The sequence below is a fragment of the Microbulbifer maximicatervae (SeqCode) genome, from assembly GCF_052467225.1.
The window spans coordinates 4,057,154-4,072,140 of the sequence record NZ_CP174303.1 but is presented as its reverse complement, the minus strand read 5'-3'; the positions used below and the strand labels follow the sequence as shown (position 1 = coordinate 4,072,140).

Genomic DNA, 14,987 nt, shown 5'->3' with positions numbered 1-14,987 from the left:
TTTTAGTGTGGTTGATGCGTTGGGTGTAGTAATTGGAGGGCGGAGTGGAAAGGCTGGGTGTCGGGCCTCGGGGAAAGCCGAGGCCCGATTGGGCGGTTAGTCGCGAGTGGGAATTGCCTGGACCACTTTAATAAAGTAATCCCAGAAATTGGCGACACTCTGGATATGTACCTTCTCTTCAGGAGAGTGAGCGCGGCGAATGGTTGGACCAAAGGAAACCATATCCCAGTTGGGGTAGGGTTTGGCCAGCAATCCGCACTCCAGGCCGGCGTGAATGACTTTTACTTCAGCTTCCTCGCCAGTCATATCTTTATAGACATCCTTCATCATCGCCAGCAGCGGCGAATTGGGATTTGGTGTCCAGCCAGGGTAGTCGTTGTCCAGTGTTGTTTCTGCACCTGCCAGCTGGAAGGTGGCGGCGACATTGAGGCCGTGTTGGTCGCGGGCAGTGTCAGAGAGGCTGCGTACAAGACATTGGATTTTTACTCGATGCTCACCGTTCTCCTCCATTGTTACAACACGGGCCAGATTGTTGGATGATTCAGCAATGCCTTCGAGAGCAGTGCTCATTCGCTCAACGCCATTGGGGCAGCAGCGGATTGCGCGAATAAGGGTCAACTGGCTATCTGCGTCCAGGGTGTTGGCTGGAGTTTCGGTAGCTTCCAGGGTGATGCCCAGTGCCGCTTCATTGTCCAGTTCACGGGCAATTTGAGCGCTTTCGCTTTTTACAATTTCCTGTACTTTATCGACCGCTACTGAAGGCACGACCAGGGTTGTGAAGGATTCTCGGGGAATCGCATTGCGCAGGCTACCGCCATCCAGGCTGGCAATACGCAGCTCGGGGACCTGGGTTAGAACGGCGTGGATAATGCGGTTTGCGATCTTGTTGGCATTGCCTCGGCCTTTGTCGATATCCAGGCCAGAATGCCCGCCACGGAGGCCGCGAACAGAGAGTTTTACTGCTTCGGCACCGGGCAGGATTGCTTCTGGCGTATAGGGCAGGCTGACATTGACGTCGACACCGCCGGCGCAGCCGATATACAGCTCGCCTTCATCTTCAGTATCCAGGTTGAGGAGCAGGTCAGCTTCAAAATAGCCAGGCTTAAGATTCTTGGCGCCGGTCATGCCCGCTTCTTCATCGATTGTCAGCAGGGCTTCCAAGGCGGGGTGGGGAATATCAGTAGATTCCATCAGGGCCAGGATTGCGGCAACGCCAATACCATTGTCTGCGCCGAGTGTGGTGCCTTCCGCAGTTACCCAGTCTCCATCCACGTAGGGTTTGATTGAGTCAGTGAGAAAGTCGTGCTCAGTGTCGGCATTCTTCTGTGGCACCATATCCACATGGCTCTGCAGGGCCAGTGTCTTGCGGTTTTCCATACCAGGAGAGGCCGGCTTCTTGATAACAATATTGCCGATTTCATCCAGCTGAACGCCTAGGCCGCGTGCTTTAGCGAAGTTAACGATATGCTCCACTACGCGGTCTTCATGCTTGGATGGGCGTGGAATTTCACAGAGCTTGGAAAAGTGTGCCCACAGTGGAGTTGGGTTCAATTCAGCAATATTGCTCATGAGTGGCCTCGATTTATTCTATTGGTGCCGGAGCTATAAGCTAGCTGGCCGATCAAAGGCGGTGGGCTTTGGCCCCCGGCAGGAAAGCCCGGCGAGCGCCGGGCTTGGGTAAATGTGCAGGAATTTATTTCTGGGCCGCGTCGGCAGCCTCAGTTTTTTCAGCGTTCAGTTCAAAGGCGATGCGTCGTTTGTCTACATCGACAGACGCTACTTTAACTGAAACTTCCTGTTCTAGGTGGAAGCGTTTTTCATTGTGCGTAAGAACCAGGTGCTTGCCATCGAAGGTGGGCAGGTTCTTCTTATCGCCATTCATGCGCACAAAGCCGTCAATACCAAAGTCGTCGAGTCGCACGCCGATGCCTGCGCCGTTTACCAGGGTAATTTTACCTGTGAATTCCTGGCCAACTTTCTTCTCGATAAATTGAGCGTAGAGCCATTGCTCCAGGGCTCGGTTGGCCTGGCGACCGCGAATCAGGCTTTCCTGCAGGGATTCAATTTTATCATCGGCCAGGGTGGAAGCTTTCTCTCCCTGCGCAGCAGCGCGCAGAACGCGGTGGTTGTGCAGGTCGTTGTACTTGCGAATTGGAGAGGTGACGGTGGCGTAGGCCTCGAGGCCCAGTCCCAGGTGAGCCCCTACCTTGTTATCGAGCTGGCCCGGGCGCAGCATACGCTTGAGCACGGCGAGCAGGTTGTTCATCTGCGGCTCTTCATGGTTTTCCAGGTGCTTAACCAGTGCAAGGTAATGCTCCAGTTGCCCCAGATCGGCCTCTGCATGCTCAGGCAGCAGTTCTTTCAGCAGGCTGCGAACTTCTCCCATGCGCTCTTCGCGGAAGCCCAAGTGAACAGAGAAGCAGCCCTGCTCAATCTCGGCGAGTTTGCCACCCATGCTGATATTGGTAGCGAGCATGGCTTCCTCGACCATTCGCTGAGCGATATTGCGTTCCTGCTTTTCGATACGCTCGATCTTGCGCTGATCGTTCAAGCGGATTTCATAGTCCGGGCGATCTTCCATTGCCAGTGAGTGGCTGGCACGGTATGCGGCGCGCGCTTCGTAGATCGCCGCCAAATTACGCAGACTGTCCTGTTGCTCCTGGGGCACGGCGGAGTCGTCACCCTCAATAAAGCGGCTGACTTGTTCATAGCTCAGTTTGTGCTGGGAGCGAATAGCGGCAAATTCATAGTGGCTATTACCAATGGTGCCATCGCTATCGATGTCGATATGGATAACCAGGGCGGGGCGCAGCTCGCCGGGAACCAGGGAGAACAGGTTCTCACACAGGTTGCGGGGCAGCATGGGTAGGGTTTCGCCCGGTAAATACTGGCTGTGGGCCCGATTAAACGCCTCTTTATCCAGGGGGCTGTTCTCATCAATTAGCGACGATGGGTCTGCAATAGCAATGTGCAGAGTCCAGCCCCCGTCACGGCTGCTTACGGCCAGAGCGTCGTCCATATCGCGAGTGGTTTCCGCATCGATAGTTGCGAAGCCCAGCTCGGAAAGTTCGGTGCGCTCACCGGTAACTGTTGTCAGTTTCTCCGCAATTGTGTCCGCCTGCTTTTGTGCAGCGGCACCAAATTGCTCAGGCAGCTTGAATTGGGCGACAACATAGGCGTGTTCGATACCGGGCATATCGGGCTTGCCGATAACGGTTTCCACCTTGGCCTGGGCTCTGCCGTCTTTAAATGGATGGCGGTTTACTTTGCAGGCAATAAACTCTCCCGGCTGGGCCTTGCCGCGAGCCTTGGGAGGGAGAAAAATCCAGCGGGACAGGCCATTTTGCGTGGGCTGGATAAAGTGGCCCTGGCCGCGCTGTACATACTGGCCAACTAGGTAGTCGAGCTGGCTGTCGATCAATGCATCTAGCTCTGCCGCGAGTTTACCCTTGTTCTCTTCGGAGAGACTTACTCGAACCCGGTCACCGGGAAATACACGCTCCATTTCATTGGGAGGCAGGAAGGCTTCCCTCCCGTCATCCAACTCAACGAAGCCAAACTTGCCGTTACTGCCGCGAACCCGGCCTTCGGCAAACTCCTTACTGGAGCGAATATCTGTTTTCAGTTGCGAAAGTTGTTTTAGAGCGTCGGCATTCAGCATCGAGTTTATCTCTATGGGTCGATTTGGGCGCGGATTCTACCAGACCATGCGCAGAGGATGTAACGCGCTTAGGCGGTGGAAATGATCTTAGTTGCCAGTGTTGTGAGATTTTCAAAAATTTTTGAAAAAGTAGGCATATTAAGGAAGGCTTCAAAAGGAGGTTCTTTGCCAGAAGATTTATACAGGAATCGTGTTCTCTTGAGGGGCAGTTATAGGAAATTTATAAGAGAGCCGCCAGCGGTAGGAGAGGGCCCGGTATTCAATGCCAATTAATGGAGAAATAAGAGCGTAGAGCTAGCCGCCTAGATTAATGACTGGGCGGCCCAAGTTATTCTGGGGCAAACGAATATCCTAAAAATGATATTTTGGTGTGATGTTTTAGCTATTCTAATGCTCATGTGTGCAAAATATGCAAACTTTGTCTGTGGGAGCTGGATATAATCTTATTCCAGATAAAAACAGATAAGGGCTGTGGTTGTTCCCCAGCTGTAGAACCGGCCTTCCGGAGAGGAACAGTTAATGAGTATTTTTTCCCATTCCGCCTACGATAAACACGAACAAGTGGCGTTTTACCAAGATGCAAAGAGTGGCTTGAAGGCCATTATCGCGGTACACAATACGAATTTGGGTCCCTCACTGGGTGGCTGCCGTATGTGGCCCTACGCCGACGATGGCGAGGCCCTGAATGATGTTCTCCGTCTTTCCCGGGGTATGACTTACAAGTCCGCAATGGCCGGCCTCAAGCTGGGCGGTGGCAAGTCCGTAATTATTGGTGACCCGCGCAAGGAAAAGACTCCTGAGTTACTGCGCGCTATGGGTGAATTTATTAATACCTTGGGCGGCCGTTATATCACTGCTGAAGATTCTGGCACGAGCGTGGCGGATATGAGTGTTATCGGTGAGACAACCGAGTTTGTCTCCGGCCTGTTCGCGGGCTCCGAGTATGGTGGTGATCCTTCCCCTTCGACTGCTTACGGTGTGTTTGTTGGCCTGAAAGCTGCGGTAGAACACCGCTGGGGCAAGACTGACCTGACCGGCTTAAAAGTCTCTATTCAAGGCGTGGGCAACGTCGGTTTCCGCCTGGGTAAACTATTGAAGGATGCCGGTGCGGAACTGTTTGTCACCGATATTTTCCAAGACAATATCGATCGTGCAGTTACAGAGCTTGGTGCCATAGCCGTAACTGCCGACGAAATCTTTGACCTGGACGTAGATCTGTTTGCCCCCTGTGCGATGGGTGCAATTCTCAACGATGACACCATCAGCCGTTTGAAGGTTCAGGCGATCGCTGGCGCGGCCAATAACCAGTTGGCGGAAGAGCGCCATGCTGAAGTGCTTCGCGAGAAAGGTATTTTGTACGCACCGGACTATGTCATTAATGCTGGCGGTATTATCGATGTTTACTACCAGCAGAAAGGCGATTACGACGCTGCAGAAGTGCGCGCTCATATCGAAGAGATTGGCAACACTATGAAAGAAGTGTTCGAGCGTGCCGATGAAACCGGCCAGACCACCGCTCACGTAGCGGACCGGGTTGCCGAGGAGCGCTTTGGTCACCATACGGTTGTAGGCGAGGCCGAAGACAAGTCTGGTACTGTGGCAGCGTAATGTTTTCAGCGCAGGAGTAGAGCTGGTGACCTGATTCCTTGGGCGATTGTCATCTCGCTTCTCTCTGTGATGTATTGATTTGGGCACTTCGGTGCCCATTTTTTTGCCTGGAATATTTGCTAAATTGCGGTTGGTAAAAGGTTTTGCTGACACTCTGGAGGAAAGCTGGCCTAAACTTGCCATCCTGAAATTGCGGTTTTTTAAAAGGGAGTGACAATATGGACTTGCGTCCGCTACTTATCAGCGTTGCCATCGCTATTACTGGCCTTACCGCTTGCGGAAAGTCTACCGATGATACGCCTCATGCGCTTTCGGTGGATAAGGAAGCAGCAGCCAGTAGTAAGGCTGCTGCATCCGATAAAGAGGCGTATGTCCCGCCACCCAAGTTGGAGATTCCTTTCCATAAGGAAGTATTACCCAATGGCCTGACGGTGATTGTACATGAAGACCACAAAGCCCCCGTTGTTTCTACCAATCTTTGGTACAAAGTGGGCTCTAAGGACGAGCCGCCAGGTAAAACCGGATTTGCTCATTTATTTGAGCACTTGATGTTTAACGGTAGCGAAAACTTCCCAGGGGAATATTTCGAACCCTTCCAGCGCTCTGGGGCCACCGATATGAATGGCACCACCAGCAATGACCGCACTAATTATTTTGTCACCGTGCCCAAAGGCGCCCTGGATATGGCGCTGTGGATGGAGTCCGACCGAATGGGGCATTTTAAAGGTGCAATTACCCAGGAGGTTTTGGATGAGCAGCGCGGTGTTGTAAAGAATGAAAAGCGCCAGGGGGAGAATGCACCTTATGGCAAAGCGTTCGATATTATTGCCAAGAGCACCTTCCCCAAAGGGCACCCCTATTCGTGGACGCCGATTGGCTCGATGGAGGACCTGAATAACGCCAGTCTTGAAGATGTCAAAAAATGGTTTGAAGACCATTATCAGCCTGCTAATGCCGTTTTGGTGATTGCGGGTGATGTTACGGTCAAAGATGCGATGGCCAAGGTACGCAAGTATTTTGGTGATATCCCGAGCACTGGAGTGCAACCGCGCATTAAGAATTGGGAACTACCTACCCAGGTGAAAAAGAGGGAGGTGGTTTACGATCAGGTGCCCCAAACTCGAATCTACAAGGTTTGGAATGTGCCTGCAGTGGGTAGTGAAGTGGAAGATGCGCTGGAATTAATGACTTCCCTTCTCGCCAATAGAAAAAACTCTCTTCTTTACCGCCGTTTAGTTCGCGATGAGCAAGTGGCCACCAGTGTCAGCGCTTTTTATTATGGCCGTCAGCTTGCAGGGCAGTTGATGATTATCGTCGACGTGAAACCTGGGCAGTCTGTAGAAAAAGTTGAAGACTTACTGAATAAAGAATTAAAGCAATTCGCAAAAAATGGTGTGAATGCGGATGAGCTGCGCCGGGTTAAACAGAGTGAGTTTGCCGGGCTGGTAAAGGGGTTGGAAAAAACCGGTGGTTTTGGTGGTAAGAGTGACATCCTTGCCCAGTCGGAGTTTTATTTTGGCGATCCCGGAGCCTTGATAGAAGGCGTGGAGGATTATGCAAAAGTATCCGCTCTCGAAGTTCAAGAAGTGGCTGAGCAGTGGTTGAAAGAGGACTCCTACACCTTAATTATGGAGCCGAAGCAGAAGTATACGGCAGCGGCGGAGGGTGCTGACCGCAGCAAGCTCCCCGAGGTAGACAAAAATGTAGAGCTGGAACTGCCAAAGCAAAAAGAATTTACCCTCAAAAATGGATTAAAGGTTGTCCTGGCCGAACGTCACGATACTCCCGTTGTACTAATGAATCTGCAATTTCGCAGTGGTGCCTCCGCAGATAAAAATAAGCCAGGTCTGGCTTCAGTTGCGGCGCAAATGCTGAACGAAGGTGCGGGTGATCTGGATAGCCTGGAATTTAGCTCTCGCTCAGAAGAGCTTGGTGTAAATATTGGTGGTGGTAGCGGCCTTGATTATAACAATATCAGCATGAGTGCCCTTAAGACGCAGCTGGAGCCATCGCTGGAGCTATTTGAGAAGGTGGTTACTGAACCTCGTTTCCCAGAGTCTGACCTGGAGCGGGTTAAGTCCAATCGCCTGGATGCAATAGCCCAGGAAAAAGCCCAGCCTCAGGGCCTGGCTATGCGTGAACTGCCGCCGCTACTATTTGGAGAAAACCACCCTTATGGCTCTCCCTTGACGGGATCGGGTACTCCCGAGGGTATTAAGTCCATAACCCGTGAGGATCTGGTTAATTTCCAAAAGACCTGGGTGCGACCGGATAATGCAACCCTGACGATCGTGGGCGATGTTACTGAAAAAGAAATAGAGCCTCTGCTGAATGAAACTCTCGGAAAGTGGACTGCTCCTAAATCAGAGCTTCCCAAAATTGAAGTTGCCAAGGTGCCCCGCCCGGAAAAGGCTCGAGTTTATTTGCTCGACCGCCCCGGCGCACAACAGAGTTATATCATGGCAGGTCTGCTGATGCCGCCTTGGCAGCCGCAGGGAGCTGAAGCTTTTGATGCGATGACAAATATTATTGCCGGAAAGTTTACGTCCAGGGTCAATATGAATCTTCGTGAGAACAAGCATTGGTCCTATGGTGCCCGCGCGGTTTCCCTCGATACAGAAGGGCAGCGTCCTTATATCCTCTTTGCTCCTGTGCAAACTGATAAAACAGCTCCAGCCATTAAGGAATTGGTAAAAGAGTATGAGGAATACTTAGGAGAGCGTCCTATTACTGCAAAAGAGCTTGAGGACTACCAGAATGATGAAGTCCTAAAACAAAGTGCTCGATTCCAGACCAAAGGTCAATTGCTTTCCAGTATTAACTGGCAAGTGGAAAAGGGGCTTCCAGAGGAATATATTGCCGAATATCCACAGCGGGTTTCAGCACTGAATAAGGAGAAAGTGGAGGCCTCCGCGAAGGAGTATCTTGCGCCAGATCAATTCACCTGGGTGATTGTTGGGGATCTGAGTAAGATTAAAGGCGAGGTTGAAGCCTTGGATATTGGCCCCGTTGAGGTGCTTCCTGCAAAGGACTGATTGGAATTATTTCCCCGCCCTGTTTGGGCGGGGAAATAGGGTTTAAGCTTTAAAACTGGGGCGCTCTTTAAGTTGTTCACGCCAGCGGACTACGTGGGGGTGCTCTTCAGTATTGGGTCGTAAGTCCTGAATCTTTCCGAAGTCCATGCAGGTCACCATGGCAATATCTGCTACGGAGAAGTAGTCTTCAACCAAGTATTGATGATCTGATAAATGGTCGTTAAGGATGCCAATAAACTTCATGGCCTCCTTGCCGCAGTCCTTCCCAAACTCTGGATAAACGTTCATCCGGTCTTTAAAGAAACCAGTTACATGCTGAAAATTCATAGCAATGTGATACATCATGTTGAAATCAGCACGACGATTCCACATTTCAACCTGAGCCTTTTCTTTTGCATTTCTGCCAAATAGAGGAGGCTCTGGATGTAGTTCTTCAATATATCGTTGAATGGCGGCTGATTCGGAAATATGTGTGCCGTCCTCAAGCTCCAGTAAAGGAACTTTTTTCAAAATATTCTTATTCCCATACTCTGCTGTAAGGTTTTCCCCTTTAGCGATATCTACTGTTACATATTCGATATCCACACCTTTTTCTGCCATAAACATGCGAACACGTCGACAGTTTGGTGCTGCTGCGAACTCATAGATTTTCATAGAGGCTTCCTCTCGCCTGGGTAATTGCGTAGATTGTGCGATCTTGGTAAAGGACGTTAAGAATCTAAAAGAGATCTACTGGGGACGACAATGACAACAAAGACCAACCGAAGCTACTTTGTCAACCGCGCAGCCGCCGTGGCTTTGTCGGTATTTGCTGGGCTTTTTAGTTTACAGGCTGGGGCCGAGAGCATCGCAATTTACGCTGGCAAATTATTTGATAGCAGTAATGGAAAATTATTGGAAGACCGCACCATTCATATTGTCGATGGGCGGGTTGAGTCAGTACAGAAGGGGTTTGCCAAGCGCGATCGAGAGCGCTTGGTCGACTTGAGAGAATATACGGTATTGCCAGGTTTGATGGATATGCACAGCCATCTCACTTACGAGTTTGGGCCGCGTGCTTATATGGAGTCTTTCAGCTGGAATACTGCCGATTTTACCTTGCGCGGCGTGGATGCTGCTCATCGCACTCTACAGGCTGGATTTACCACGATTCGAAATCTTGGTGATCACGACAACGTGACTGTGAGTTTACGTAATGCAATCAACAAAGGCCTGGTGGAAGGTCCGCGTATTTATACGGCGGCAAAGACAATCGCAACTACCGGTGGGCACGCTGACCCCACCAATGGGCTCAGGCAGGACTTGATGGAGAACCCTGGCCCGGTGGATGGTGTTATTGATGGGCCTATCAGCGCGCGCAAAGCGATTCGTCAACGCTATAAGGACGGCGCTGACCTGATCAAGATCACCGCGACTGGTGGAGTCTTGAGTGTGGCAAAGAGCGGCCAGAACCCTCAATTTATGCAGGATGAGTTGGAGGCAATTGTTGAGGCTGCTAAGGACTATGGTTTCACAGTTGCAGTACATGCCCACGGTAAGGAGGGAATGATTCGCGCAATTCGTGCTGGAGTGGACTCCATTGAACACGGCACCTATATGGATAATGAAGTGATGGACCTGATGCGCCGTAACAACACCTGGTTTGTGCCGACTCTAATGGCTGGTGAGTGGGTGACAGAAAAATCGGCGATTGAAGGCTTCCTGCCAGACCTGGTGCGCCCGAAAGCTGCGACTATGGGGCCTTTAATGCAGGATACTTTTAGCCGCGCTCACAAGCGCGGAGTAAAAATTGCATTTGGAACCGATACCGGTGTTACCCGTCACGGCGATAATGCCCGTGAATTTTTACTGATGGTGCAGGGTGGAATGAGCCCGGCCGATGCATTGCGTTCAGCGACTTGGAATGCGGCCCAGTTGCTGCAAGTACAGGATGAACTGGGCAGCATTAGCGAGGGCAAGATAGCTGATATTATCGCTGTGGCTGGAAATCCCCTGGAAGATATTTCGGAAATGCAACGGGTTCTGTTTGTAATGAAAGAAGGCGTTATTTACAAAGAGTCCAGCGAGTTGCCAAGTGATGTGTTTCTTGAGCAAGATATCAGCGGTTAGTCGGTAGAGAAGAATGGCAGTGAAACAGCAAGGCTGTTGTGCTGTTTCACTGCTGGCAAGACATTAGCTACTACGGGGCAGCAGGGAAGAATCGTGAATATATTCAAGCCCTGAATGGCCCCAAGCACCGTGTATCCTTCCTGCCTCCGTATGTGAGTAGCTATTGCTCCGTATTAGTCCTCGAGTTCGTATACCAGATCCAGATTGACGGTAAGTGTGGTTTCTCCCGGTGAAATGGGGGTGGAAGCACTATCTTTCATGGCCGCCATTTCAGTGCGGTACATGGGGCGTGGCATACCGCCGTTGCCATTTTCTGAAATACTGACAATGCGACGCACTTTTGTACCCAGCGCTTTAGCGTACATTTCTGCACGTTCCTGGGCGTCTTCAAGGGCTTTTTCCCGGGCTTTGGCTTGAACTGGAGCAGGTTCACCAATTTCGAAGCTCGGACCGTTGATCTGGTTGGCGCCAGCGGCAGTAAGATTGTCCAAGACCTTGCCGAGTTCATCCAGTTTGCGAACCTTCACGCTGACGGTATTTCGCGCGGTGTAACCAGTGATCCGGGGTTTTTTGTTTTGCTGGTACTGGTAGCGCGGAGACAGGTTAACGCCTGTGGTTTGAATATCTTTCTTGTTGATACCCGATTTTTTGATGGCGGCCATTAAAGACTCCATCTGATTGGCGTTATCGCGCATTGCCTGTTTGCTGTCCTCTGACTCGGTTACCACTCCGACAGAAATTTTTGCGATATCAGGAACCTGACTTGCCTCCCCTCGTGCAGCGATTGATACCATAGTCCCCCGGTCTTCTGGAGCCCGCTCGTTACCACAGGCGGTGGCGAGCAGGGCGAGAAGGGAAATTACTGAAATTTTTACTGCTTTCATAACGCTTCCTTATCCATTGAGTGCTGATTGTTGCGACGAAAATGGCGCCATTATTTTATAGATTGAATCCTGAACCGCAGCTGAGCCGGTGTGCCTTTTAGGTGTTAAATATGCTCTAGCGGCGGTGGTAAAAATCACTCTGTCCTCTTAGCTCTGAAGCTTTAAGAGTTAAAAACCTGCTGGTAAGTTTCATCCTTATCGTGATAGATGGCGAATCCCAGCCTGAGAAACTGTTGTCGGCGATCACACAGAACTGCTCGAGCCTTGAGTTCTTCCTGAACCCTCTGTGAGATTTCTGGTTGTGAGCAGTTAAATGTGAAAAAGTGGCCGTGACCTTCTTCCAGATCATGACAAATCAAGTTGTTGCGATTCAAGATGGGATGGTCTGAGTTATCCATGCTATTCAGGAATCGGGTTTGCGCATTGAGAACATAGCTGTGTATTTTCTCAATGGTAATGCCTTCGCGATGGAATAAATCGAAAATAGCCAGGGCTTTGTAGAGTGTTGAATAGTCCATGGTCGCCCCGGCAAAGCGCAGCCAATTGTCGCTATATCCGACTTCTCCCGAGCGATTCTCCAGCTCAGCCATTTCTGCGAACCAGCCGGTATTTACAGGGCGCAGTGTACAGTTCGCAGGAATTGTCATAAAACACAGGCCTTCACCGGCGCCTAGGTACTTATATGATCCTGCCGTAAAGAAAACCTTGTCTGCAACGGTTGAAAGATCGATTGGGCGGGCAAAAAAACCGTGATATCCATCGATAACGAATTGTGTGTCATGCGGTTTCTGTGCCGCAACCTCCAGCAGCCGGGGAAACACCACACCGGAGTCAAAAAATACCAGGCTGGCATAGGCCAGATGGTATTCATTTTTATGTAGTTCGGTTTCAAATCTTTCCGCCAGGGTGGCGTAGGGTTCTTTGGCAACTCTCGTTACCTCTACTTGAGGAAGCTCTTCCAGACGTTGTAATTGGCGAGTAAAACTGTAGAACTCTCCGTCTGTAGTGAGAATGCGCAATGGTTTACTGGGATCGAATGAACTCAGTAGCCGATACACTAGTTCATGGGTATTTGGAGCTATAGCGATCAAGTCTGCCCTGGGTAGGTTGAGGGATTTTGCGATCGCCGCTTGCCATGAGGGTATCTTCTCCTCAAAAATTGGCCCCCATTTTTCATCGGCCAGAAGTGCTGAATCGCGCCAGTACTGCTGTACTGCATCAAGGGTAACATCGGGCCAGTAGTGGTGGGAGTGGCAAGCCATGTGCAGCATGGAAGAGGGGCTGCCACTGGGCGCCTGAAGGAACTCGCGATAGAATTTTTTATACATATGCGTTTAGCTTTAAAAAGCTGATTTATTTGTTATGGGCTGATTGTAGAGCTTGGCAACAAGAAGGAGTAGAGGGTGAAGTACTTACACACCATGGTTCGCGTAACCAATCTGGATGAATCTCTGGCGTTTTACTGTGAAAAGCTGGGCCTGCAGGTCGTTAGTCGAAATGATTATGATAAAGGGCGTTTCACACTAGTGTATCTCGCAGCTCCCGAGGATCTTGAAGCGGCCAGGGAGAATAAGGCCCCGACATTGGAACTCACTTACAATTGGGACCCGGAAAGCTACACTGGCGGGCGGAATTTCGGACACCTGGCATATCGGGTAAATGATATTTACGGGGTGTGCCAACGCATGATGGATCAGGGGGTGGTTATCAACAGACCCCCGAGAGACGGTCATATGGCATTTCTTCGCTCCCCAGATGGAGTTTCCATTGAGTTGCTGCAAAGTGGAGAGCCTCTCCCACCACAGGAGCCCTGGATGTCTATGGAAAATCAGGGTGAGTGGTAGTCCGGGATAGTTGAAACCTGAGATAAATTCTGACGGCCAAGAAAAAGAGAAAGTGAGTGAAAAATACCAGTTGTATTCTACTGGCCGGAGAGACGGCTGCGCGGCGCATACGTGAAGAAGGATTGTCCCAGAGGCAATTTTCGACGCTGGTCGGCGCTTCCGGCGGTCCCAAGTGGCTGGTGATTAGTCAGTTGGATCGGGTATTGATGGGGGAGTTCTTCAAGGCGAGGAGCGAGCCAATTGTCACCTTGGGATCATCTATCGGTAGTTTTCGCAACATGTGTTACGCAATGGCAGAGCCGCTGTCAGCACTTGAACGATTAGAGCATCACTACATCTACCAAGCCTATTCTGACAAACCCTCCCCTGAAGAGATTACTGCCGGCGGTCGCAAGATGCTGCAGGCAGTGTTGGGTGCTGAAGGTGCGCGCGAGGTAGTGGAAAATCCCATTTGGCACAGCCACTTTGTGGCGGTCAGGGGCAGGGGGCCATTGGCCAGTGAAAACAAGGCACTGTTGGCGCCGGCATTACTCGCCTCGGCACTGGCAAATGCTGTATCTCGCAACAGCCTGAGCGCTTTTTGGGAGCGGGTGGTTTTTCATTCGCAAGAGTCGGCAGGCATCCACTTCCAGAACTTGAGCACCGAAAATATTCCGCTGACCGAGCAAAATACCTGTGCTGCTGTACTGGCCAGCGGCTGTATCCCTTTGGTAATGACAGGGGTGCAGACACCGGAGGGAGCTCCACAGGGTAATTATCGCGATGGCGGTATCACCGATTACCACTTTGATCTGCGCTTCCGCCACCCCCGGGGCCTAGTGCTCTACCCGCACTTTTTCCCCTATATGGTGCCCGGCTGGTTTGATAAAGGGCTCTCTTGGCGACGGGTTCGCGGAGATGCCATGCAATCCACTCTGGTTGTGGCTCCTTCGCCCAAATTTGTTGCCTCCTTGCCCTATGGAAAAATTCCAGACCGCAATGATTTCTACAAGCTCGACCGTGAAGACCGTTTGAAGTACTGGGGGCGGGTGGTTGATCTCAGTCGCCGGGTGGCAGATGATTTTTATGAAATTTGGCAAAGTGGCCGGGCGGCTGAACATTTAATTGAGGTGGGTGCGGAGGATGTCCCTCATATGTTGGAGCAGGTCAGGGCAGCATAGGTATGGTGCAGGAATTTAACAGTCCCCAGGAAGAGTACCGCACAACCCAGGAGAGGGTTTATTTTCAGGTGCGGGATGCCATTCTGCGGGGAAAGTTTTTGCCAGGTAGGGCGATTACTATCCGGGGTCTGGCCTCGGAGCTTAATTGCAGTCCAATGCCGGTTCGCGAAGCGTTGCGCCGCCTGACTTCGGAGCGGGCCCTGGAGCTGTCAGATACCCGCCGGGTCAGGGTACCGACAATGACCCCGGAAAAACTGGCAGAGATTTGTGCCGCTCGCGTGGCCCTGGAGTGTCAGGCCGCTGAACAGGCACTGCCATTGGTCGGGGATGCTGAATTAGCGCAACTTCGGGAGCTGGATGAGCGTGTAACAGAAGCTCTCGCTCAGAAAGACATCGAGCGCTATGTAACCACTAATCTGGAATTTCACTTTACCCTTTATCGCCTGGGGCAGCCCCATATCATCCTGTCCCTTATCGAGAGCCTGTGGCTACAGACAGCTCCCCTCCAGCACTTGGTTTTCCAGCGCTTTGGCGTGCAGGAGCTGCCAGACCGGCATCAAGATCTGCTCGAAGCTATTGCCAGTAAAGATGAGTTGAAGGTGCGCAAAGCCATTCAGCAGGATATTGAAGAGGGGCTCGGCTCTATCTCTGCAGAGGAGCTGCTGTAGCGGCTCCTTCCCCCCCCA

12 protein-coding genes are annotated in these 14,987 nt (G+C 51.3%); 7 read left to right on the top strand and 5 right to left on the bottom strand.

Features of this window, described 5'->3' with window-relative positions:
• Positions 1-96: 96 nt before the first annotated feature.
• Positions 97-1,569: an aminoacyl-histidine dipeptidase gene (locus ACJJIZ_RS17490; protein ID WP_444914289.1), complete on the bottom strand. Its 1,473-nt coding sequence runs from the start codon at positions 1,567-1,569 to the stop codon at positions 97-99.
• 124 nt (positions 1,570-1,693) lie between these two features.
• The gene (locus tag ACJJIZ_RS17485; RefSeq protein ID WP_444914288.1) at positions 1,694-3,661 is read right to left on the bottom strand and encodes a VacB/RNase II family 3'-5' exoribonuclease; all 1,968 of its coding nucleotides are present in this window, start codon (positions 3,659-3,661) and stop codon (positions 1,694-1,696) included.
• Positions 3,662-3,742: 81 nt separating this feature from the next.
• Here ACJJIZ_RS17485 and ACJJIZ_RS17480 point away from each other — a divergent pair, with 81 nt between their 5' ends.
• From ACJJIZ_RS17480 to ACJJIZ_RS17470, 3 genes are all read left to right on the top strand, one after another.
• Entirely contained in the window at positions 3,743-3,934 is a 192-nt protein-coding gene (locus ACJJIZ_RS17480) for a hypothetical protein (RefSeq protein WP_444914287.1), read from the top strand.
• A 246-nt stretch (positions 3,935-4,180) separates the two neighbouring features.
• Positions 4,181-5,269, top strand: coding sequence for a Glu/Leu/Phe/Val dehydrogenase dimerization domain-containing protein (locus ACJJIZ_RS17475; RefSeq protein ID WP_413662699.1), 1,089 nt, complete (start codon positions 4,181-4,183; stop codon positions 5,267-5,269).
• A 218-nt stretch (positions 5,270-5,487) separates the two neighbouring features.
• Positions 5,488-8,304, top strand: a complete 2,817-nt coding sequence (locus tag ACJJIZ_RS17470) for a M16 family metallopeptidase (RefSeq protein WP_444914286.1) — start codon at positions 5,488-5,490, stop codon at positions 8,302-8,304.
• A 42-nt stretch (positions 8,305-8,346) separates the two neighbouring features.
• Here ACJJIZ_RS17470 and ACJJIZ_RS17465 read toward each other — a convergent pair whose 3' ends face one another.
• Positions 8,347-8,958, bottom strand: coding sequence for a glutathione S-transferase family protein (locus ACJJIZ_RS17465; protein WP_282932017.1), 612 nt, complete (start codon positions 8,956-8,958; stop codon positions 8,347-8,349).
• A 90-nt stretch (positions 8,959-9,048) separates the two neighbouring features.
• Between ACJJIZ_RS17465 and ACJJIZ_RS17460 the strand changes: the two genes are divergently transcribed.
• Positions 9,049-10,413 (top strand): metal-dependent hydrolase family protein, encoded by a 1,365-nt coding sequence (locus tag ACJJIZ_RS17460; RefSeq protein WP_444914285.1) that lies wholly within the window; start codon positions 9,049-9,051, stop codon positions 10,411-10,413.
• Positions 10,414-10,586: 173 nt separating this feature from the next.
• Here the strand turns inward: ACJJIZ_RS17460 and ACJJIZ_RS17455 are convergent, their stop codons facing one another.
• Together ACJJIZ_RS17455 and ACJJIZ_RS17450 are read right to left on the bottom strand one after the other, a co-directional pair.
• A complete protein-coding gene (locus ACJJIZ_RS17455; protein ID WP_444893270.1) occupies positions 10,587-11,297 on the bottom strand; it encodes an SIMPL domain-containing protein in 711 nt (236 codons plus the stop codon).
• 161 nt (positions 11,298-11,458) lie between these two features.
• Complete coding sequence (locus ACJJIZ_RS17450; RefSeq protein WP_444914284.1) at positions 11,459-12,625, bottom strand: aminotransferase class V-fold PLP-dependent enzyme; 1,167 nt, start codon at positions 12,623-12,625, stop codon at positions 11,459-11,461.
• A 75-nt stretch (positions 12,626-12,700) separates the two neighbouring features.
• Between ACJJIZ_RS17450 and ACJJIZ_RS17445 the strand changes: the two genes are divergently transcribed.
• From ACJJIZ_RS17445 to ACJJIZ_RS17435, 3 genes are read left to right on the top strand one after another with little or no spacing between them, the layout of a single operon-like run.
• The gene (locus ACJJIZ_RS17445; RefSeq protein WP_444907736.1) at positions 12,701-13,141 is read left to right on the top strand and encodes a VOC family protein; all 441 of its coding nucleotides are present in this window, start codon (positions 12,701-12,703) and stop codon (positions 13,139-13,141) included.
• A gap of 56 nt (positions 13,142-13,197) precedes the next feature.
• Positions 13,198-14,301 (top strand): hypothetical protein, encoded by a 1,104-nt coding sequence (locus tag ACJJIZ_RS17440; RefSeq protein WP_444914283.1) that lies wholly within the window; start codon positions 13,198-13,200, stop codon positions 14,299-14,301.
• Positions 14,302-14,303: 2 nt separating this feature from the next.
• Positions 14,304-14,969, top strand: a complete 666-nt coding sequence (locus ACJJIZ_RS17435; RefSeq protein WP_282932023.1) for a GntR family transcriptional regulator — start codon at positions 14,304-14,306, stop codon at positions 14,967-14,969.
• Positions 14,970-14,987 lie beyond the last annotated feature (18 nt).